At 64.9% G+C, this 20,578-nt stretch carries 16 protein-coding genes; 4 read left to right on the top strand and 12 right to left on the bottom strand.

All coding sequences use genetic code 11. From position 1 onward, the window contains the following. Positions 1-97: 97 nt before the first annotated feature. The 6 genes from AB4074_RS19820 to AB4074_RS19795 all read right to left on the bottom strand — a co-directional run bounded on the left by AB4074_RS19820 (position 98) and on the right by AB4074_RS19795 (position 10,371). Positions 98-1,912: a DUF222 domain-containing protein gene (locus tag AB4074_RS19820; protein ID WP_441414916.1), complete on the bottom strand. Its 1,815-nt coding sequence runs from the start codon at positions 1,910-1,912 to the stop codon at positions 98-100. A 119-nt stretch (positions 1,913-2,031) separates the two neighbouring features. After that, positions 2,032-3,030 carry a DegV family protein gene (locus AB4074_RS19815; protein WP_441414915.1) on the bottom strand — a complete coding sequence of 333 codons (999 nt, stop codon included), beginning with the start codon at positions 3,028-3,030 and terminating at the stop codon, positions 2,032-2,034. A gap of 57 nt (positions 3,031-3,087) precedes the next feature. After that, positions 3,088-5,616, bottom strand: coding sequence for a leucine--tRNA ligase (gene leuS, locus AB4074_RS19810; protein ID WP_441414919.1), 2,529 nt, complete (start codon positions 5,614-5,616; stop codon positions 3,088-3,090). A gap of 443 nt (positions 5,617-6,059) precedes the next feature. After that, positions 6,060-7,574: a glycerol kinase GlpK gene (gene glpK / locus AB4074_RS19805; RefSeq protein WP_441414914.1), complete on the bottom strand. Its 1,515-nt coding sequence runs from the start codon at positions 7,572-7,574 to the stop codon at positions 6,060-6,062. Between the two features lie 58 nt (positions 7,575-7,632). Continuing rightward, positions 7,633-8,382 carry an MIP/aquaporin family protein gene (locus tag AB4074_RS19800; protein ID WP_441414913.1) on the bottom strand — a complete coding sequence of 250 codons (750 nt, stop codon included), beginning with the start codon at positions 8,380-8,382 and terminating at the stop codon, positions 7,633-7,635. A 174-nt stretch (positions 8,383-8,556) separates the two neighbouring features. Continuing rightward, positions 8,557-10,371, bottom strand: coding sequence for a glycerol-3-phosphate dehydrogenase/oxidase (locus tag AB4074_RS19795; protein ID WP_441414912.1), 1,815 nt, complete (start codon positions 10,369-10,371; stop codon positions 8,557-8,559). A 124-nt stretch (positions 10,372-10,495) separates the two neighbouring features. On the opposite strand from AB4074_RS19795, the gene AB4074_RS19790 reads away from it, so the two are divergent. From AB4074_RS19790 to AB4074_RS19775, 4 genes are read left to right on the top strand one after another with little or no spacing between them, the layout of a single operon-like run. Further along, positions 10,496-11,467, top strand: a complete 972-nt coding sequence (locus AB4074_RS19790) for a sugar-binding transcriptional regulator (RefSeq protein ID WP_441414911.1) — start codon at positions 10,496-10,498, stop codon at positions 11,465-11,467. A gap of 46 nt (positions 11,468-11,513) precedes the next feature. Then, complete coding sequence (locus AB4074_RS19785) at positions 11,514-12,395, top strand: aldo/keto reductase (RefSeq protein ID WP_441414910.1); 882 nt, start codon at positions 11,514-11,516, stop codon at positions 12,393-12,395. A gap of 10 nt (positions 12,396-12,405) precedes the next feature. Beyond that, positions 12,406-13,353, top strand: coding sequence for an alpha/beta fold hydrolase (locus AB4074_RS19780; protein WP_236810742.1), 948 nt, complete (start codon positions 12,406-12,408; stop codon positions 13,351-13,353). After that, positions 13,350-14,435, top strand: coding sequence for a glycosyltransferase family 4 protein (locus tag AB4074_RS19775; RefSeq protein ID WP_441414909.1), 1,086 nt, complete (start codon positions 13,350-13,352; stop codon positions 14,433-14,435). Before AB4074_RS19780 ends, AB4074_RS19775 begins: the two co-directional genes overlap by 4 nt. Here AB4074_RS19775 and AB4074_RS19770 read toward each other — a convergent pair. The 6 genes from AB4074_RS19770 to mihF form a co-directional block, all read right to left on the bottom strand. Continuing rightward, positions 14,432-16,573, bottom strand: coding sequence for a primosomal protein N' (locus AB4074_RS19770; protein WP_441414908.1), 2,142 nt, complete (start codon positions 16,571-16,573; stop codon positions 14,432-14,434). The two genes, AB4074_RS19775 and AB4074_RS19770, sit on opposite strands and share 4 nt — an antisense overlap. An 87-nt stretch (positions 16,574-16,660) precedes the next feature. Next, positions 16,661-17,890, bottom strand: a complete 1,230-nt coding sequence (gene metK / locus AB4074_RS19765) for a methionine adenosyltransferase (protein ID WP_234754218.1) — start codon at positions 17,888-17,890, stop codon at positions 16,661-16,663. A 92-nt stretch (positions 17,891-17,982) separates the two neighbouring features. Next, the gene (gene coaBC / locus AB4074_RS19760; RefSeq protein ID WP_441414907.1) at positions 17,983-19,230 is read right to left on the bottom strand and encodes a bifunctional phosphopantothenoylcysteine decarboxylase/phosphopantothenate--cysteine ligase CoaBC; all 1,248 of its coding nucleotides are present in this window, start codon (positions 19,228-19,230) and stop codon (positions 17,983-17,985) included. A gap of 27 nt (positions 19,231-19,257) precedes the next feature. After that, entirely contained in the window at positions 19,258-19,518 is a 261-nt protein-coding gene (rpoZ, locus tag AB4074_RS19755) for a DNA-directed RNA polymerase subunit omega (protein ID WP_028267125.1), read from the bottom strand. A 39-nt stretch (positions 19,519-19,557) separates the two neighbouring features. Continuing rightward, on the bottom strand, positions 19,558-20,130 hold the full coding sequence (gene gmk / locus AB4074_RS19750) for a guanylate kinase (protein ID WP_345450601.1): 573 nt from the start codon (positions 20,128-20,130) through the stop codon (positions 19,558-19,560). 89 nt (positions 20,131-20,219) lie between these two features. After that, a complete protein-coding gene (gene mihF, locus AB4074_RS19745) occupies positions 20,220-20,546 on the bottom strand; it encodes an integration host factor, actinobacterial type (protein WP_441414906.1) in 327 nt (108 codons plus the stop codon). Positions 20,547-20,578 lie beyond the last annotated feature (32 nt).

The raw sequence follows: 20,578 nt of genomic DNA, 5'->3' as shown, positions 1-20,578 counted from the left end.
ACACGCCGCCGGGCCGCTACGCTCCCGGCGACAAGCTCCTCGCGTTCCTCGAAGCCCTCTGATTATGCCGATAAGAATCCCAGACAAGCCCGCCAAATCAGGCCACAACAGCAAACGTCGGCATAATCCGGACATCGGCATAATGCAGCTTATGCCGAYRTCGGCATAAGCTGCAGAGCAACGTCCCGTTGGCGGCGCTGGTGGGTCCGCCGCGGGACCAGTACTGGATGTGGTGGGCCTCGCACCATGGTGCCGGCATGGTGCATCCGGGGAAAGCGCAGCCTTTGTCCCGCGCGGTGATGGCTTTGCGGATCTGGGGCGGGAAGATCCTGGAGGTCCGTCCGATGTCCAGGACCTGGCCCTCGCCGCCCAGGACCACAGGGATGATGTCCGCGTCGCAGGCGAGTGTGCGCAACGTTGCCGCCGGGACGGGCCCGGTGAACGTGAAGGACCCGGTGCCCGTGCCTTGCCGGGGGCGGTTGAACAGGGCAGGCTGACCGACCTCTGAAGATGGCCCGCTCGACGAGGGTTGCCCGCATGGCGAGGGTTGACCGGACTGCGCAGCTTGACCGGACTGCGGGTCCCGGCTGTGTGGGGGGAAGAGTTCGCGGTGGTCGATGGTGGCCAGGATCTGCGGGCGGTGGCCGCCCGTGGCGGGCAGGGACCCCGTGGCCACGGCGAGCCGGCAGGCGCCGATCAAACCGTCCAGGAGCTTCTGTGCCCGCGACCGCTGCTCCAGCGGCGCAGCATTCTGTGACGAATCGCCGGATGCATCGACGGTGAAGCCGCCGGATGGTTCAACGCAGGCAGGAACCGTGCCGCGGGGTGCTGCGCCTTGGGGTGTGGCGCCTTGGGGTGTGCGGGTGCGGGGGTTGGTGGCGGTGTTCATGACCGTGAGCAGGTGTTCGTATTGTTCGCTGGTGGCGAAGATCTCCACATGCTGCAGGCCGTGCTTGGGACGGCGCAGGAACGCCCCTTGGTGGTGGCGGAGGGATTCTTCGGACGGTTCGGGTCCGTCCTGGTCGATCGCCTCGGCCCAGCGCCGGGCCACCCTGGCCAGGAAGTCCTGGTCGTTTTCCTCCGCGGTGCGGGCCAGGGCGTGTTCCATTTCCGCGGCTTTCTCCGGGGCGCACAGCGGTCGCACCTTCGCCACGGCCATCGTGATGATCCCGGCCGAGCGGGAGCCGATCACCCCGGACGCCAGCGCCGCGGCGGTTTCCCCGTACCGGACAGGGACCGTTTCCCCGGTGAGGCCGCGGCCCGGCAGCAGATCCCGGGCCAGGGCGAGCCTGCCCCTGGCCTCGGCGGCACTGATCCGCAGCAACGACCGCAGATGCTCGGCCGTGGACCGGAACTCCCCGCCCCGGGCGCTCCCCGCCTGCACCGTGCCGGAGGCACCACCCGTTCCCACGGAAGAAGCCGCACCACCCTGCACCGCGCCGGAGGCACCACCCTGCTCGTCCGCGGTGCCTTCCGTGGTCTCGGCGGCCCAGCCCGCGGCGGAGCCTGTCTCCGCGTCGGCGGCCCAGCCGGTGGTCCAGCCTGTTGTCCAGCCCCGCCGGGCGGCGGGTTCATCGTTCCGGGCCGCGTCCAACCCTGCAGCGGCGAGCAGCTGGAGATAATCCACTGTGCGGGAGAGTTCCTCCACTCCGGACGCGAACGCAACAGCTTCCTGGAAACCCAGCACTCCGACGTCGCTGGCAGCCTTCTCGGCCAGCGACCTCAGTGCCGCCACGGCCCCGTCCAAAGCGGCCTGACTGCCGCCCCGATCGCGCGGATCCACCAACGCCGGCCCAACCGGGGTCCCGCCCGGGACCGCGGCCAAGCGCCGAACACGGGCACTGCGGGACACTCCGAAAAGCCCACGGGGCCCAAGGCCCTGCCGGGTGTCGAAGTATCCGATCGCTTCCATGGAAACACTCTGCCAGGAGGCTACGACATTTAAGGCCGTCGCCCAGGGCGGGTGTCCGCGCCCGCGGCTACGGGTGGCTCCGCCTCGTGCTCGCCTGATTCGCTGTGGCATCCGCACTGTCACGCAGGGAGCGTCGTGGCGCCGGGGGTACTGCTTTCGCCGACAACGACGGCCAAAACGCCGAGTCCGGCGTGCGCCGCCAGCACGGCTGGCAGGGCACTGATCTGGGCTGGCGGGCAATCGGGGCAGTTCTCACCGAGCCGGGCCGCGAGCCGTTCTGCCTCTGCCAGGTTTCCAAAGTGATGCACGGCAAGCCGCGACTGTCCTACAAGCCGGGAATTGACGTCGGCGGCAACGATTTCTTCAAGCCGGGCAACGGCCTTGGCGGCCGAGCGCACTTTCTCAAGCGGTACGATCTTGCCGTCGTCGACCGCGAGGATCGGCTTGATGGACAGCATTGTTCCGAGCCACGACGCAGCAGTGCCGATTCGTCCGCCGCGCCGGAGCTGCTCGAGGCTCGGCACGTAGAAGTAGACCTTGGTGCGGCTCAATCGCTCCTCGGCAAAGCGACGGACTTCGGCGGCTGAACGGCCGTCTGCGGCGGCAACCAGCGCGCTTTGGACGCCCATGCCTTGCGCCATTCCCACGGTGCGGGAGTCAATGACTTCGACGGGGATGGAGACGCGTTGCGCGGCCATCCGGGCGGCATCGGTGGTGCCGGACAGCCCTGCGGAAATGTGGATGGAGACGACGGCTTCGAAGCCGCGGTCCCGGGCGGCGAGATAGGCCTGTTCGAACTGACCGGGTGAGGGTCGGGAGGTCTTCACGGACGATCCCGCCGCCAGGGCCAGCGCGAGGGTCTGGGTGATGTCGTCTTCCCCCTCGCCGTAGATCTCATCGCCCACCATGACGGGCATCGGCACAACGGCGAGGCGGCCGTCGGCAACGAACGCCTTGACCCATTCGGCCGGGAGTGCGGCTGCCGAGTCGGTGACGACGGCGGTGCGCACGACGACGGGCGCCGGCTCAGTTCCGGCGCGCCCCGGCGTCGTGGACTGACGAAGGCGGGCCAAACGTTCCTTGAGCCACAACCATGCGGTTGGTTCGCGGTCCGTCAAGGGAGCCTCCTGGAGCTGGTGGCTGGCCGCCGGCAGGCGCCGACGGCCGTTTCCCGGCTATGCCGGGACGATGTTCACCAGTTTAGGCGCGCGCACGATCACCGTGCGGATGCCGCGGCCATCGAGTGCCCGCTGTACGTTTTCGCTGGCGAGGGCGAGCTCGCGCAGCTCGTCCTCACTGATGTCCGGCGAGACGTCCAAACGGTCACGGACCTTCCCCTGGACCTGCACGACAGCCGTCACAGTGTCTTGGACAAGAAGCGAAGGATCGTGGGAGGGCCAGCCAGCGTTCGCGACGGAGGCCGGGTGGTCCAACTGGTTCCACAGGTCCTCGGCCGTGTATGGCGCGAAGAGGCTCAGGATGATTGCCACGGCTTCGGCGGCTTCACGGACGGCAGGGTCTGCTCCACCGGCACCGGAGTCGATGGTTTTACGGGTCGCGTTGACCAGTTCCATCAGCTTGGCCACCACGACGTTGAACTTGTTGTTGTCCAACAGCTCGGCGGCGTCGGCGATGGTCCTGTGGGTGACTGTGCGCAGCGCGCGGTCACCCGTGGAGACATCGACGCCGGGCTCGCTTGCGACGTCCTGGCCAAGGCGCCAGGCGCGGGCAAGGAACTTTGCGGAGCCGGACGGCGAGACATCTGCCCAGTCAACGTCGTCCTCGGGCGGGGAAGCAAAGACCATGGTCAAGCGGACGGCATCGACGCCGAACTTGTCCAGTTGCTCGCCAAGGTCCACGCCGTTGCCGAGGGACTTGCTCATGGCCTTGCCGCCGTTGAGGACCTGCCCCTGGTTGAGCAGCGCACTGAAGGGTTCGTCCGCGGCGAGCATGCCCATATCGTGGATGACCTTGGTAAAGAAGCGGGCGTAGAGCAAGTGCAGGATGGCATGCTCGACGCCGCCCACGTACTGGCCGACCGGCATCCAGTCGTTGATCTTGGCAGGATCGAACGGTCCCTCGGTGTAGTGCGGGGAAACGAAGCGCAGGAAGTACCAGGACGAGTCAACGAACGTGTCCATGGTGTCCGTGTCGCGCTGGGCGGCCCGTCCGCAGTTCGGGCACTCGACGTTGACCCATTCCAGAGCCGCGGCGAGAGGAGACGTACCCCTCGGCGACAGCGCTTCGCCGCGCAGGTTTTCCGGCAGCCGGACAGGCAGCTGATCGTCCGGTACCGGCACCTCGCCGCATTCGGCGCAGTGGATGATGGGGATCGGAGTACCCCAGAAACGCTGGCGGCTCAGGAGCCAGTCGCGCAGGCGGAAGTTGACGAACTTCTCCCCTGTGCCCAGCTTCTCCAGGATGTCGATAGCTGCGGGGATGGCTTCGGCCTTGGACAATCCGTCCAGTTCGCCGGAGTTCATCAGGGTGCCCTCGCCGGCGGTCGCGATGCCGGTTTCCGCCGGGTCTTCCCCGCCGGTGTTCAGGACCGGTCGCACCGGCAGGTCAAACGCGCGGGCGAAGTCGAGGTCGCGCTGGTCGTGGGCAGGTACCGCCATGATGGCGCCGGTGCCGTAGTCGGCGAGCACGTAGTCAGCGGCCCAGACGGGCAGCTTTTCGCCGTTGAGCGGGTTGATCGCGTAGCGCCCGGTGAACACGCCGGTCTTCTCGCGCTCCGTGGACTGGCGTTCGATGTCCGACAGGGCCTTGACCTTTTCTCGGTAGGCCATGAGGGAGTCGTGGTGTTCGGGCGTGACCAAGTCCAGGGCCAGATGCGCGTCCGCGGCGACGACGAAGAACGTCGCCCCGTACAGGGTGTCCGGGCGTGTGGTGAAGACGGTGACTTCGCGCTCGGCGCGGCTATCGGTGGCTTCGATGACGAACCGCACGTGCGCGCCTTCGGAGCGGCCGATCCAGTTGCGTTGCATTGCGAGCACGCGCTCGGGCCAGTGTCCCTGCAGTTCTGACATGTCGTCCAGCAGGCGATCAGCGTAATCGGTGATCTTGAAATACCACTGGTTCAGGGACTTCTTGGTGACAGGGGTTCCACAGCGTTCGCAAGCGCCGTTGACCACTTGCTCGTTCGCCAGGACGGTCAGGTCCTTCGGGCACCAGTTGACCGGGGAGTCCTTGCGGTAGGCCAGGCCGCGCTCGTAGAAGCGCTTGAACAGCCACTGGGTCCAGCGGTAGTACTCCGGGTCCGAAGTATGGAGCCGGCGGGACCAATCGGCAGAGATGGCATAGCGCTTGAACGACGCAGCCTGGGTATCGATGTTGGCGTAGGTCCACTCGCTGGGGTGGGCGTTGCGCTTGATGGCTGCGTTCTCTGCAGGCAGGCCGAAGGAGTCCCAGCCGATGGGGTGCAGGACGTCGAAGCCCTTCTGCCGCAGGTACCGCGCCACGACATCGCCCATCGCGAAGGCCTCGGCGTGGCCCATGTGGAGGTCGCCTGAAGGGTAGGGGAACATGTCCAGGACATAGCGCCGCTCACGGGATCCATCGTCAACAGGAGTGAAGACTTTGAGGTCTTCCCAGACCTGTGGCCACTTGGCTTCGATCGAGGCGAAGCTGTAGACACCCTCCTCGGGCGTCTCCCCTGCCACTGTTGACTGTGCTCCGGTTTCTGTCTCCGGCTGAACGCTCACTGCTGCCCTCTTCTGTTCTTCCATGACGGTTTTGCCTCCTGCTCCGGGCCCCGGAAGGTCCCGGACACACAAAAGCCCCTCGGCAAGGAGGGGCGGCCGCTCGGTTCGCGATGGTCTAGATCGACGTATACCGGGCGGCTAGCTAAGCAGAAGGATCGCACGCATAAAGCCACCTTACCCGCCTGTTACCTGTTTATGGAAACAGGTAACAGTTAGCGGAAAGTCTGAACGAAGTCGGCTTTCGTCAGTGGTGAGTGGCCAGCGTTTCGAGGGGGCGGCCCCTCGCCCGGGTGTGGTGGGCACCGCGATGGGCCCACCGCTGCGAGGGCCCCGACGCGAGCTTGCGAGCGTTGGGAGCAGCTGGGGACGGGCGGGGCAGGGGCCGCCCCATCGAAACAGGTGAGGCGGCCCCTAGCTTAGGTGAGGCGGCCTTTCAAAGAAGCCTACTTAACGTCCTCGTCCACCCAATCCATGGACTTGGTCACTGCCTTCTTCCACAGGCGCATCTGCCGCTCCTGCTCTTCGGCCGGAAGCTGCGGCTCCCAGCGCTTGTCTTCGCCCCAGTTTGAGCTGAGTTCGCCGAGATCCTTCCAGAAGCCGACGGCGAGTCCGGCCGCGTAGGCTGCACCCAGGGCCGTGGTTTCCACGACCTTCGGACGGACCACGGGCACGCCCAGGATGTCTGCCTGGAACTGCATGAGCGCCTCATTGGCGACCATGCCGCCGTCGACCTTCAACTCGGTCAGCGGAACGCCCGAGTCCGCGTTGACGGCGTCGAGCACTTCGCGGGTCTGGAAGGCGGTGGCCTCCAGGGCCGCGCGGGCGATGTGGCCCTTGTTGGCAAAACGGGTCAAGCCAACGATGGCACCGCGGGCGTCGGCGCGCCAGTACGGGGCGAACAGCCCGGAGAACGCGGGCACAATGTACACGCCGCCGTTGTCCTCGACACCGGCCGCGAGCGTCTCCACCTCAGGAGCGGAGCTGATCAGGCCGAGGTTGTCGCGCAGCCACTGGATCAGTGAACCCGTGACGGCGATGGAACCTTCCAGCGCGTAGTGCGGTTTGGCGTCGCCCAGCTTGTAGCCGAGCGTGGTCAGCAGGCCGTTCTTCGAGTGGACGATTTCTTCGCCCGTGTTGAAGATCAGGAAGCAACCGGTGCCGTAGGTGTTCTTGGCTTCGCCCGCCTGGAACGCCGCCTGGCCGAAGGTTGCCGCCTGCTGGTCGCCCAGGATGCCTGCGACGGGCACTTCGCGCAGCAGCTGCGAGGTGTGCACGGTTCCGTAGACCTCGGAGGAGGACTTGATGGCGGGCATCATCGACAGCGGAACACCGAACGCGTCCAGAATTTCCTGGTCCCATTGCAAGGTGTCGAGGTCCATGAACATGGTGCGTGAGGCGTTGGTGACGTCCGTGGCGTGCACGCCGCCGTCCACACCGCCTGTCAGGTTCCACAGGACCCAGCAGTCGGTGTTGCCGAAGATAAGGTCCCCGGCTTCAGCCTTGGCCCGCGCACCTTCGACGTTGTCCAGGATCCACTTGATCTTGGTGCCTGAGAAGTAGGTCGCCAAGGGCAGGCCGACCTTTTGCTTGAAGCGCTCGGGACCGCCGTCCTGGCCCAGTTCGTCCACGATGGACTGGGTGCGCGTGTCCTGCCAGACGATCGCGTTGTAGATGGGCTCGCCCGTGTTCTTGTCCCACACAACGGCGGTTTCGCGTTGGTTGGTGATGCCGACGGCAGCGATGTCGTGCCGGGTCAGGTTGGCCTTGGACAACGCAGAGCCGACGACCTCCCTGACGTTGTCCCAGATCTCCACTGGGTTGTGTTCCACCCATCCGGCCTGGGGGAAGATCTGCTCGTGTTCCATCTGGCCGGAGGAAACAATGTTTCCGGAGTGGTCGAAAACGATGGCGCGCGAGCTGGTGGTTCCCTGGTCAATGGCGATGACGTATTGCGACATTTTGACGTCCTTGTCTGGTTACTTTGGTGTGGATGCTGGATAGGTGCTGAGCGGTTTGCTACTTGGCGACGGTTGCCATGATCGGTATGGAGTGGGCGACGAGTCCGGCGATGGTCCCACCCAGGAGCGGGCCGACCACCGGAACCCAGGCGTAGGCCCAGTCGCTGGAGCCCTTGCCCTTGATCGGCAAAATAGCGTGCGCGATACGCGGACCGAGGTCACGGGCGGGGTTGATGGCATAGCCTGTCGGGCCGCCAAGGGACGCGCCGATGCCGACGACGAGCAACGCCACCGCGAGCGGCCCCAGGCCGGAGGGAGTGCCGCCGAAGGTCAGGATCACGAAGACCAGCACAAACGTGGCGATGACTTCGGTGACGACGTTCCACGGGTAGGAGCGGATGGCCGGTCCCGTGGAGAATACGGCGAGCTTGCTGGCTGCCAATGGCTCGGCGTCGAAGTGCTGCTTGTGGGCGAGCCAGGCGAAGACGGCGCCAAGGAAGGCGCCGAGCAGTTCTCCACCGAAGTAGGTGAACGTGGATGCCGCACTCACGGCCACCCCCGGGGCGAACTCGGCCTTGCCGTCAACCAAGAGACCAAGCGTCACTGCCGGGTTCAGGTGCGCGCCTGACATAGCCGCCACGTATACGCCGGCAAATACAGCGATGCCCCAGCCAAAATTCACCATCAGGAACCCGCCGTTGTTACCCTTCGTGCCTTTCAGCGCGACGTTTGCCACAACGCCGCAACCGAGCAGGGTAAGCATTCCGGTTCCGAACACTTCGGAAAGGAAAACAATTCCGAGAGACATCTTTGACTCCTCATTTTCTTCTGTTGTCAGCCCTGCAGGTTTTGTTGGGGCCGTTGGGCCGGCGTCTGTTAGCGCCGTCCCGGTTGCGGTCCTCCCTTACGGAGCGGAACACCGCAACCCTTGTGTCCAGGCTTCTTGGCCCGAACAATCAAGCTGATGTGACGTACATTACGTTCATGCGACGAGGCTGTGAACAGTCACGCCATGAAAACGTAGAAGCACCTCCTGTGCGTGCTGGATTTCCGCTTGCCGCTTCGCAGAATCCCAGCCAAGCTGCGTGGCGAGGACTTCGGCGATTTCATTCAGGAGCTCTCCGGTCACGAGGCCCCGGAAGGCCAGCGAGGTGCGGCGGATGAGGACATCCACAAGGTGCCCGATCTGTTCGTTGACGGCCATGAACTCGAGCTCCCGGACGCTGAGCTCATTCGTGGAGCGCAGTTTCCGGTCCTCGCCTGCCTTGAGGTAGGCAATGACGTCCTCGGCTCTGGTGCCGTAGCGGGTCAGCAGGCCGCTGACCCGGTCGGCGTCGAGACCGGGAGCCATGTGCTTCTTGACCCAGTCCTGGACTCCGTCTTCGCTGTCCGGGAAGCCCAGGCCGCCTCCGATGGCGAGCTTCGCCGTCGAGGTCTTCCGCTCCATGCCCAGCTCGCGGAGGACGTCGTTGCTCAGGTGTTCGGCGAGGGCCCGGAAAGTGGTCCACTTTCCGCCGATCAATGAGAGTACGACGGCGGCCTTCCCGCCCCCGGCGGTCAAGTCACCGGCGGCCGCAGCACCGGAGGCTTTCCGCTCGCTTCGCTCGATGCGGTAGTCACGGGATACGAAGCCCGGCTGGGTGTCGTCGTGGCGCGGAAGCGGCCGGACGCCGGCGAAGCTGTAGACGATATGGCTGCGCTCGACCTTGACGGAGGGGAAGACGTGGCCGACGAGGTCGAAGAAGTAGTCAATCTCGGCTTCGGTGCACACGGCATCCTGGGCCATGTCGGCCTCGACGTCGGTGGTGCCCACCAGGACCCGGTCGCCCATCGGGTAGATCAGCACGATCCGCCCGTCCGTGTGTTCGAAGAAGATCTCGCGGCCGCCGCATGCTGCGAGCAATTCCGGATGGTCCAGGACAATGTGGGAACCCTTGGTTCCTCCCATGAAACGGCTCGCGGCACCCATTGCCTCGTTGGTGAGGTCGACCCAGGCGCCGGTGGTGTTGATGATCACGTCGGCCTGGAAGTTGAATTCCTCGCCCGTGAGTTCATCGCGCAACAAAACAGTGCCGGCTGACTCGGCGGCGGAGCCCTGCGAAACAAGGGAGACGTAGTTGCTGGCCCGGGCGCTGCCGCCCGGCAAGCCACTTCCGATGCCCGCCTTTTCGCCGTCCTGCAGCACATCGAGCGTCAGGCGCTCCGGGTTGTGCACGGACGCGTCAAAGTAGGTGGCTGCATATTTGATGCCGGGGTGCAATCGCGGCAACTCAGCCAAGGCTTTCTCCTTGCCGCGGAACTGATGGCGGGGGACGCTGCCGCCGTCGCGGGAGAAGAAGTCGTACATGCTCAAGCCGAGCTTGATGAGGAAGGCACCTCGTTCCTTCGGCTTGCCTTGCTTGTGCGTAAGGAAGCGTGTGGGGGCGGAAAGTATCCCGGAGAAGGTGCTGAAGACGGGAATGGTCGTCTGAAGGGGCTTGACGTAGTGGGGAGCGATCTTCAGAAGCCGGTTGCGCTCGACCACCGATTCCCGAACGAGGCGGAATTCCCCGTTCTCAAGGTAGCGGATGCCGCCGTGGATCATGTGGGATGAGGCTCCGCTGGCACCCTGGCAGTAATCGCCGCGTTCCACGAGGGCGACGTCCACGCCCTGGAGTGCCAAATCACGGAAGGTTCCGACGCCGTTGATGCCGCCTCCGATGATCAGCACCTGAGCCTGCGGCCGTTCGCGAAGTGCCGAAACCGACGTCCGACGTGGTGATCCTGCTGCGGAACCGGAATTGCTGGTGTATCCCAAAACTGCTCCCTTGGGCTTTGGTGTGTGCGTTGCATCACTTGACGTCGCACCTTGCACAACTATTCTTCGAAGGAATGGAAAATGAAATCAAGCTACTTGCACAAACGTGCAGAACGGAATTGAGATGCCACGATCACGACATTCGGAGGCCCTCCGGGCGGCACAGATGTACTACCTGCAGGACCTCACCATGGACGCCATTGCCCGCGAGCTTCGGACGTCGCGTTCAACCGTCTCCCGGTTGCTGTCCTCGGCCCGCGAGTCGGGATTGGTCCAGATCCAGATCCGCAGTCCACTGGATTCCGCCCCTGAACTGGAGCGCATGATCCGCAACCACTACGGCGTCGACGTGCATGTGGTGCCCGTCCTGGACACCTTGAACGAGGCGGAAACCCTTGATCGGGTGGCGACGCAGGCCGCACGGACCATTGGCCCCCTGGTCGATTCCAATGCCATCATCGGAGTGGCGTGGGGTGCGACCATCAGCGCCGTCAGCAGGCACCTGACACGCAAGATCACGCATGGCAGCACTATCGTGCAGCTCAACGGCGCCGGCAACATGCAGACCACCGGGATCACCTACGCCAGCGACATCATGCGCCGCTTCGGCATCGCCTATGGTGCGCGGGTGGAACAGTTCCCTGTACCCGCTTTCTTCGATCACGCTTCCACGAAGACCGCCATGTGGAATGAGCGCAGCGTCCAGCGCGTGCTCGACCTCCAAGCCAGGATGAGCATCGCCATCTTTGGTGTCGGCTCGGTGCATTCGGACTATCCCAGCCACGTCTACGCCGGCGGCTACCTCGACGAAACGGACCTGAACCTGCTTGCCGGCTCGGACGTCGTGGGCGATGTTGCCACCGTCTTCTTCCGCGCCGACGGATCTTCCGACGGCATTACCCTCAACGAGCGGTCCACCGGCCCAAGCCACGAGCAACTAAGGCAAGTCCGTCGCCGGATTTGCGTCGTCTCGGGTGCGTCCAAGATCAACGGGCTTCGCGGAGCGCTGGAAGCGAGGCTGGCGACCGATCTGATCCTGGACGAAGCCACGGCGAAGCGCCTGGTCAGTTTCGGCAGCCCTTCTGCGAATAATTGACGGGCCCTGAAACATTCCCGGCATCGAGGTAGGTAGAGTCTTGGCTATGAAACCCTCGCCTAGGCTCAGTCTCAACAACGGTGTCTTGATTGACCAGTTGGGGTTCGGGCTTTACAAGGTGCCGCCGGCGGACGCCACGTCTTTGGTCGCCACTGCGCTGGGCGCCGGCTACAGGCACTTCGATACGGCCGCCATGTATGGCAATGAGACCGGTGTCGGCCGCGGCCTCGGCAGTGCCGTCATACCCCCGCCCGGCGTGGACAGCAACACGGGAGGCTCCGGGGAGGGCACCCACGGTCTCTCCCGCGAGGACGTCTTTGTCACCACCAAGCTCTGGAACGACGACCAGGGCTACGACTCCACGCTCCGCGCCTTCGATACCTCCATGGCCAATCTCGGCCTAGACTACGTCGACCTGTACCTGATCCACTGGCCCTGCGCAGGGCGCGGCTTGTTCCAGGAGAGCTACCGGGCTATGGAAACCCTGTACCGGGAAGGCCGGGTGCGCGCGATTGGCGTCTCCAACTTCCAGCCGGCCCATCTCGAAGCACTGATGCAAAAAGCCGAAGTGGTTCCGGCGGTGAACCAGATTGAACTGCACCCATGGTTGCAGCAGACCCGGCTCCGGACCCTCCACGAGCAATTGCGCATCCGCACAGAGGCGTGGAGCCCGTTGGGCCGCGGCCAGGTCCTTCAGGATCCGGCCGTCCGGGCGCTCGCGGACAAATACGGAAAGACACCTGCGCAGATCATCATCCGCTGGCACCTCCAGCTGGGAAATATCGTCATCCCGAAAGCGAGCACCGCGGCACGCATCCAGGAGAACTTCGATGTCTTCGGCTTCGAGCTGGACGCCGATGACATGGATGGCTTGGCCGCCCTCGAACGCCACCACCGCACCGGGTCACACCCGGACAACGTCAACTAGGACCTGCCGAATGGAACAAGTGGACACCAACCACTCCCCCGAACCCGCACCAACCTCCCCACGGGAGTTCTTCAGCAAGGCCTTGGCCGCCCGGACGAGTGCCTCGGACATCGACCTCGACGGCAGTAACGTCGCCTATTGGTGCTACGAACCGGTCACGGTGACCGCGGATACCCGGACCATACTGGTCATCCACGGTTTCCGCGGCGATCACCACGGCCTGCTCCGCGTCGTAGACCACCTGCCGGAAATGCGTGTCATCATGCCCGACCTTCCCGGCTTTGGCAGCTCGGAGCCTTTCGCCGGAGACCCCCACACCGTGGAACGCTACGGGAAGTTCATCACCGGTTTCATGGCGGCCCTGGGTCTTGGAGCGGACACGGTTCTCTTGGGGCACTCCTTCGGATCGATTGTTGCCAGCCACTTCGCCGCAGCGAACCCGGGCGCCATCCGTCCGTTGATCCTGGTCAATCCCATCGCCGCTCCCGCGCTTGAGGGCCCCAAAGGCCTCATGACCAAGCTGGCAGTCCTGTACTACCAGGTCTCCGCCAAGCTCCCGCGACGGCTTGGGCTCGCCGTCTTGCGCAGCCGCCTCATTGTCCGCGTCATGAGCGCCGCGATGGCCAAGACCCGGGACAAGGAACTGCGGGCCTTCGTCCATGGCCAGCACGATGCGTACTTCTCGGCGTTCGCCGACCGTGCGAGCCTCCTGGAGTCTTTCAGGGCTTCGGTGTCCAGCCATGTGGCCGAGGTCGCCGCGCAATTGGACCTTCCCGTGTTGTTGGTGGCCGGCGAGAAAGACGAGATCGCCCTGCTCCGGGACCAGCACAAGCTGTTGGAGCTGCTGCCGGACGGGGCGCTGGAAGTGATTCCCGACGTCGGGCATTTGATCCACTACGAGACGCCGGCTCCGGCCGCCGCCGCCATCCGCAGCTTCCTGGAGGAACACCCCGCGTGAAAATCGTCATAGATGCCCGCTTCACCCGCACGGACCATCATGACGGGATCAGCCGCTACGGATCGAGCCTCATAGCGGCGACATCCGAGATCGCGGACGTCACCATGCTCATCAGCGACAAGCGGCAGTTGGCGCTCCTCCCGGACGTCCCCTACGTTCACATCAGCAGCCCACTGTCCCCCCGCGAACTGTTCGTGGCTCGCGAAGTCAACAAGCTCGGGGCCGACGTCGTGGTCTGCCCGATGCAGACCATGGGCACCTGGGGCCGCAAGTACGGACTTGTCCTGACCCTGCACGACCTCATCTACTATGAGCACCCGGCCCCTCCGGGCTTCCTGCCCGCACCGGTGCGGCTGCTGTGGCGGCTCTACCACAAGGCCTACTGGCCGCAGCGATTGCTTCTCAACCGGGCCGACATCGTTGCCACCATCAGCCACACCACCGAGTCGCTCATGGCAAAGTTCAATTTGACCCGCCGCCCGGTCCGGATCGTGGGCAACGCGCCACAGCCGGGCCAGACTCCGCGCGATCCGGCAGCCGGCGCAGAGAAGTCCCTGCTCTACATGGGCTCGTTCATGCCCTACAAAAATGTGGAAACCATGATCCAGGGAATGGCCGAATTGCCCGGATTCACCCTGCATCTGCTCAGCCGGATCACCCCCCAGCGCCGGGTCGAGCTGGAGGCTTTGGTCCCGCCGAGCGCGAAGGTCGAGTTCCACAACGGCGTCACGGATGCCGAATACGATTCCCTCCTGGTCCGGGCCACCGCCCTCGTCAGCCTGTCCAAAGCGGAAGGCTATGGGCTGCCCCTGGTCGAGGCGATGGCTCTTGGCACTCCCGTGATCGCCAGTGACACTCCCATCTTCCGTGAGGTCGGCGGGGACGCCGTGAGCTACGTGCATTCCGAATCGCCGGGCGAATTTGCTGCGGCAGTCAAGGCCCTTGAAGATACGGAATTGTGGCAGGCGCGCTCACGCCGCTCCGTGGAACGCGCGGCTGATTTCAATTGGGACGAGTCGGCCCGCCAACTCCTGGCCGTGGCCGACGAGATCGTTGCGATGCGCAGCCGCAAGCGGCGCTAGAGGACGTCGACGCCGTCGAGCCGTAGTTGCACCGGTCCTGAGGTGCGCTTCGCCGCCCTGGCAGCCTTGACGGCCCGCATGGAACGCGTGGCCTCAGCCGCTTGGGCATAAGGAATGAAGAGCAGCGTCCTGACGTCCGGATCGCGGTCCTGTTCTACTGCACGCTGCGCAGACAGCGTGAGGGAGACCGGCGCGGGGCCCGCGATGCGGAGCTGGATGTTTTCGGCCAGGCTTTCGGTGAAGTGCACGACGTCGGCCCGCTTGCCTGTCACTGAGGCGATCCGGACTGCTGGCGGCAACTGGAGTTCCTGCCGCAGTGCCAGCTCGCGGGAGGCATATCCCGCAGGGTCCCAGCGCAACAACGCGCCCGTCGCGGTGGTGTCGTCGGCAGTGATGACTACGAGTCCGCCTTCGTTCGCGGGCCGTACGAGGGCCGCCGCGTTGAACCATCGCCGTACCGTGTCCTCACCGGCGCGCAGGTTTTCCCTGCGCAGAAGCGAATTGCCGTCCAGGAGCAGCGCCGCCGCGTAGCCCCCGCTGGCTACCGGTTCAGCGCCAACAGTCGCGACCACGAGGGCACGGGCATCGGATACCGTGGCTTTGACCTGGTCCCCCGAAGACGTCACGACGGCCTTTCCTGGAAAAGCCCTGCCCAGTTCTTCCGCGGTCCTCAGCACACCGGCCGCCCCCCTGCGAAGACGGCCTCCGCCGCAATGTCGGCAACGCCACTCCGGGGCCGGGGTGGAGCACCAGCGGCACTGCGGCAGGGCCGATTGTCCGGCGATCGCGAGGGGGCCCTGGCAGTTGTTGCACCTGGCGGTTTCGCGGCAATCCTCGCAGACAAGGGATGGGGCGTAGCCGGCCCGGGCCACCTGTACCAGGACGGGTCCGCGTTCCAGTCCCTCTTTGGCGGCCCGCCAGGCGGCGCCGGGCAAGCGTGCGATCTTTGCCAGCGGGTCGCGTTCCTGCTCGAAGCTGTCTGCCGTATTGAGCACCCGCGGCGTGCTGGCGCGGACCACCGGCCGGGGGGCTTCAACTGGCACGGCCCAGCCGCCCTCAACAAGCCGCTGAAGTTCGGTGCTGCGGCTATGCGCGGCCATGAGGCACGCCACAGATTCCTGTTCCGAACGCAAGAGCAGGATTTCCCGCGTGTGGGCGTAGGGAGCGCGCTGGTCGATGTGGAGATCGTCCCCGTCGTCCCAGCACACCACCAGCCCCAGGTCACGTACCGGAGCGTACGCAGCGGAGCGGGTGCCCACTGCCACCTTCGCGGCGCCGCTGAGGAGCCGAAGGTAGCTTCGGTACCGGGGCGTAGGGCCGTCGTCGGCCGTCAACCGCGCGATGTCTCCTGATGGCAGGACAGTGCGCAGAGCCGCCTCCATGCGGTCGAGATCACGGTAGTCGGGAACGACCACGACGGCGCCCCGCCCTGAGAAGCGGACTGCCGCCACCGCAGACGCCACAAGCCCGGGCCAGCCCGCGGTTCCAAAGCCCTGTGTCGCAGTCAAGACGGCACGGGGTGAGCCACCCCCGGCCAGGTGTTGCAGGTAAGGCGCCCCGTTTGTGTAGGAAGCCCACGCCGCTTGGGCTTGCGACGCGGAACCCTGGGATCCGGAGCCCTGTACGGACCCGCTGTGCTCGTCCGGCTCGTCCAAGAGGGATTCGCCGGAGAGGAGCTGCTTCTCCAGGCGCGCGACGCGGGGCGGAATGGCGGTGCGGAGGACATCGCTGAGCGTCCCGGCGTAGCGGGCCGCGACGCTGGAGGCAAGCTCCAGCAGCGCCGGAGTCAGTACCGGAACGGCCGAAACCACCTTGAGGAGCGGAGTCAGGGCATGTCCGGCCACCGACGATTCCATGCGCTCCAGGACATAGCCATTGAGTTCCTGACCGCTGAAGCGGACTTTGACCCGGACACCTGCCAGAGCCGTTCCATCCAACTCGGCCGGGACGCTGTAGTCGAAGGGCCTGTCGAGGTGCGGCAAGGACGATTCGATCAGGACCCGTGCCACGGGATCGCTCGCCGCGAGCGGTGGTCCCCCGACGTCGCTCCCGCGCGAAGGGAACCCTTGCAACAAGGACGGCTGATGGGATGGCGAAGACGACGCCATGGCAAACGGAAGCAGCGAACCATCGCTCATGCTTGTCACCTCCCTGGAGTGCCGGATGCCTTGGGGCAATCCAAGCAGGCACCACCGACAATTCCGGCCCTGGCTGGAGCAGCCAAGTCAAGCGTTGAAGAATTCCTTCAGCTCGTCCACGCGGTCCAGTCGTTCCCACGTGAAGTCCGGCTCGTCGCGGCCGAAGTGGCCATGCGCCGCCGTCTTTGCGTAGATGGGGCGCTTGAGGTCGAGGGCGTCGATGATGGCGCGCGGACGGAGGTCGAAGATCTCCGCAATCGCTTCGCTGATCTTGGCCGGGTCAACAGTCTCGGTGCCAAAGGTTTCCACGTAGGTGCCCACCGGACGCGCTTGGCCGATCGCGTAGGCGATCTGGATTTCGGCCCGCTTGGCCAAACCTGCGGCTACGACGTTCTTCGCTACCCAACGCATCGCGTAGGCCGCCGAACGGTCCACCTTCGACGGATCCTTGCCGGAGAAGGCACCGCCGCCGTGGCGGGCCATGCCGCCGTACGTGTCAACGATGATCTTTCGGCCTGTCAGCCCGGCGTCCCCGACGGGACCGCCGATGACGAAGGCACCGGCCGGGTTCAGGATGTTCGCGACGTGGGAGATGTCCAGGTTGGACACGGCCAGGACGGGCTCGATCACGTGGGAGGCAAGATCGGCGCGCAGGCGATCGAGGTGGGTCCCTTCGGCGTGCTGGCTGGAGATGACCACCGTTTCAACGGAAACCGGACGGTCGCGGTCGTACCCAACCGTGACCTGGGTCTTGCCGTCAGGGCGCAAGTAGGCCAGTTCACCGCTCTTGCGGACTTCGGTGAGACGCTCGGAGAGCCGATGGGCGAGCCAAATCGGCGTCGGCATGTAGGACGGAGTCTCATCGCTCGCGTAGCCGAACATGATGCCCTGGTCACCGGCGCCCTGGAGGTCGTAGTCGTCCTCCTGGCGCCCTTCGCGGGCTTCGAGCGAATTGAAGACGCCGCCGGCGATGTCGTTGGACTGCTGTCCGATGGAGACAGATACGCCGCAACGGGCGCCGTCGAAGCCGTTGGCGGACGAGTCGTAACCGATGCCGAGGATGGTCTCGCGCACGATCTGCGGAATTTCGACATACGCATCAGTGGTGACTTCGCCGGCTACGTGCACCAAGCCGGTGGTGGCCATGGTTTCAACAGCCACGCGCGACTCGGGGTCTGCCGCCAGGAGCGCATCGAGGATGGCATCGCTGATCTGGTCGCAGATCTTGTCCGGGTGCCCTTCCGTAACAGACTCCGAGGTGAAGAGCCGGAGCTTGGACGGGATGCCGTGGGATTCATGGTGCAGCGGTAAAGTCACTCGACTACCTTACTCGGTTGGGGGCGGCCGGCTTCCGCCGTATGTCCCTATGCTAAGGATGGACCAGCTAACGAATGAGCCTCACCCGGCGCCTACGTTGCCGGGTGTACGCGGCTCAGTTCCGTGCTGATGCGGTCAATAACAGCGGCGGCGACGTCGGATTTGGAACCTGCCGCCGACTGCGGCGCCGCGCCATGGCCGGAGAGAATGATCACAGAATTCTGGTCCTGGCCGAACACGCGCCCGACGCCGACCTGGTTGACCACCAAAAGGTCGCAGCCTTTGCGTTTGAGCTTGGCGGTGGCGTGCTCCAGGACGTTGCCGTCCTCGTCTCCGGTTTCGGCTGCAAACCCGATGATCAACTGCGTGGATGCCTCAGCGTCGCGGAGCATCACCAGCTCATGCAGGATGTCCGGGTTCTGCACGAGGCGCACCACGGGGGCATCGTTGCCGTTGACCTTCTTGATTTTCGTGTCCGAAACTTCGGCGGGGCGGAAATCCGCGACGGCCGCGGCCATGATCACGACGTCGGAGCCGGCAGCGGCTTCCAGCGCGGCATCACGGAGCTCCAAAGCGGATTCAACCTGGATCAGTTCGACGCCCGCGGGTGCCTGGACCTCCATGTGGGCTGCGAGGAACCTGACATGGGCGCCTGCGTCAAGGGCCGCGGCGGCCAGTGCAACACCCTGTTTGCCGGAAGACCTATTCCCCAGGAAACGGACCGGATCCAGGGCTTCCCTGGTGCCGCCGGCCGAAATCGTGATGGTGCGCCCGGCCAGGGGTTTCGGGCCAGCAAGCAGGGTTGAAGGCGAGGATGCGTCGACCAAAGCCATGGCGGCCGCGAAGATCGCTTCCGGCTCGGGCAGCCGGCCTGGCCCGGAGTCCGCGCCCGTCAACCGGCCCACTGCGGGTTCCAGGACGGTGATGCCCCGGCTGCGCAGTGTCTCCACATTCGCCTGGGTGGCTTGGTTGTGCCACATTTCGGTGTGCATTGCGGGAGCGAAAAGCACCGGACCGTGGGCCATGAGGAGTGTATTGGTCAGCAAATCCCCCGCTTGGCCGGTTGCTGCCTTGGCCAGCAGGTCCGCAGTTGCCGGGGCGACCACGATGAGGTCCGTCTCCTGCCCGAGACGGACGTGGTTGACCTTCTCGACGTCGTCAAAGACGCTGTTGCTCACCGGATTGCCCGAGAGGGCCTCCCACGTAGCCACGCCGACAAACCGGGTGGCCGCTTCGGTGGGAATGACCGTGACGTTGTGTCCGGCTTCAGTAAAAAGCCGGAGGAGCGATGCAACCTTGTAGGCTGCGATCCCTCCCCCGACTCCGAGGACTATGCGCACGTGACCTCCGTCAACAGGCAGTCTGTTTTACTCTGCGGGCTCGATGGGAGTGGAAACCAGCAGGCCTTCGTTGATCTCGCGCAGGGCGATGGAGAGCGACTTCTCGTTCAGCTTCGTGTCGACCAGCGGGCCAACGTACTCGAAGAGGCCCTCGTGCAGCTGGGCGTAGTACGCGTTGATCTGGCGCGCGCGCTTGGCGCCGAAAATCACCAGGCCGTACTTTGAATCGGCAGCAGCAAGCAGCTCGTCGATCGGCGGGTTGATGATGCCTTCAAGGTTCGTGGACACGAATTCTCCAAATTCTAACGGGCTGACAAGTGCTAGCGCTTAGCGCTGATGCGGGGTAAGCCCCATGAGTGAAACAAGCTCGTCCGCTGCCCGGCGTACGTCGTCATTGATGACGGTGTGGTCAAACTCCGGTTCAGCGGCAAGTTCCAGTTTAGCGGTTTCCAGCCGTTGCTGCTGTTCCTCCGGGGTTTCGGTGCCGCGTCCCACCAGACGGCGGACCATTTCGTCCCAGCTGGGCGGAGCAAGGAACACGAAGTTGGCGTCCGGAACTGCCGCCTTGACTTGGCGGGCGCCCTGCAAATCGATCTCCAGCAGCACGGACCTGCCTTCGGCGATGGCGGCGTCCACGGTGCTGCGCAGCGTGCCGTAGCGGTTCTTTCCGTGGACCACGGCCCACTCAAGCAACTGGCCGTCCTCAACGAGTGCGTCGAATTCTTCGGCGGACTTGAAGTAATAGTGGACGCCGTCCTTCTCCCCCGGCCGCGGCGCGCGTGTGGTGGCTGAAACTGACAGCCAGACCTCGGGGTAATTGTCCCGGATATACGTGGATACTGTTCCCTTGCCAACGGCAGTGGGGCCTGCGAGGACGGTCAGTCCCGGATTCTTGCTCACATCGTCCTTCGTGGAGATCCTATATATGCTGCATATCTTCTTAAACGCTGCACATGTTAAACGCTGCATTTGTTAAACGCTGTATTCGTTTAGACGCCGTATTTGTCTTCCATAAAATCTATCAGCGACCGGGACTGATGAATTCCCAAGCCCCGGAGCCTGCGTGAAGCCGCGATCCCGACCTCCGCCATGATGGCCGCTGCCCGGACCGGGCCGATGCCCGGAACAGCCTCGATGAGCTCGGAAACACGCATGCGGGCGATGGCCTCGTCAGTCTGTGCCGACTTAATCAGCCGGGCAAAGCTGAGTTCGCCCGTCCTGAGCTGTTCCTTCGCGAGAGCCCGTCGGGCCCGGGCTCTCGCGGCTTTCTCCAAGGCATCGGAACGTTCCTCTGGCGACAGAGCCTTTAAGGTCACTGACACATCCCCCTTTGGCCGGCATCGAGTGC

The sequence above is a fragment of the Arthrobacter sp. 2MCAF14 genome (assembly GCF_052115645.1).
Lineage (GTDB): Bacteria > Actinomycetota > Actinomycetes > Actinomycetales > Micrococcaceae > Arthrobacter.
Note: the sequence above shows the minus strand (reverse complement) of the source record. Positions and strands in the feature narration are given on the sequence as shown.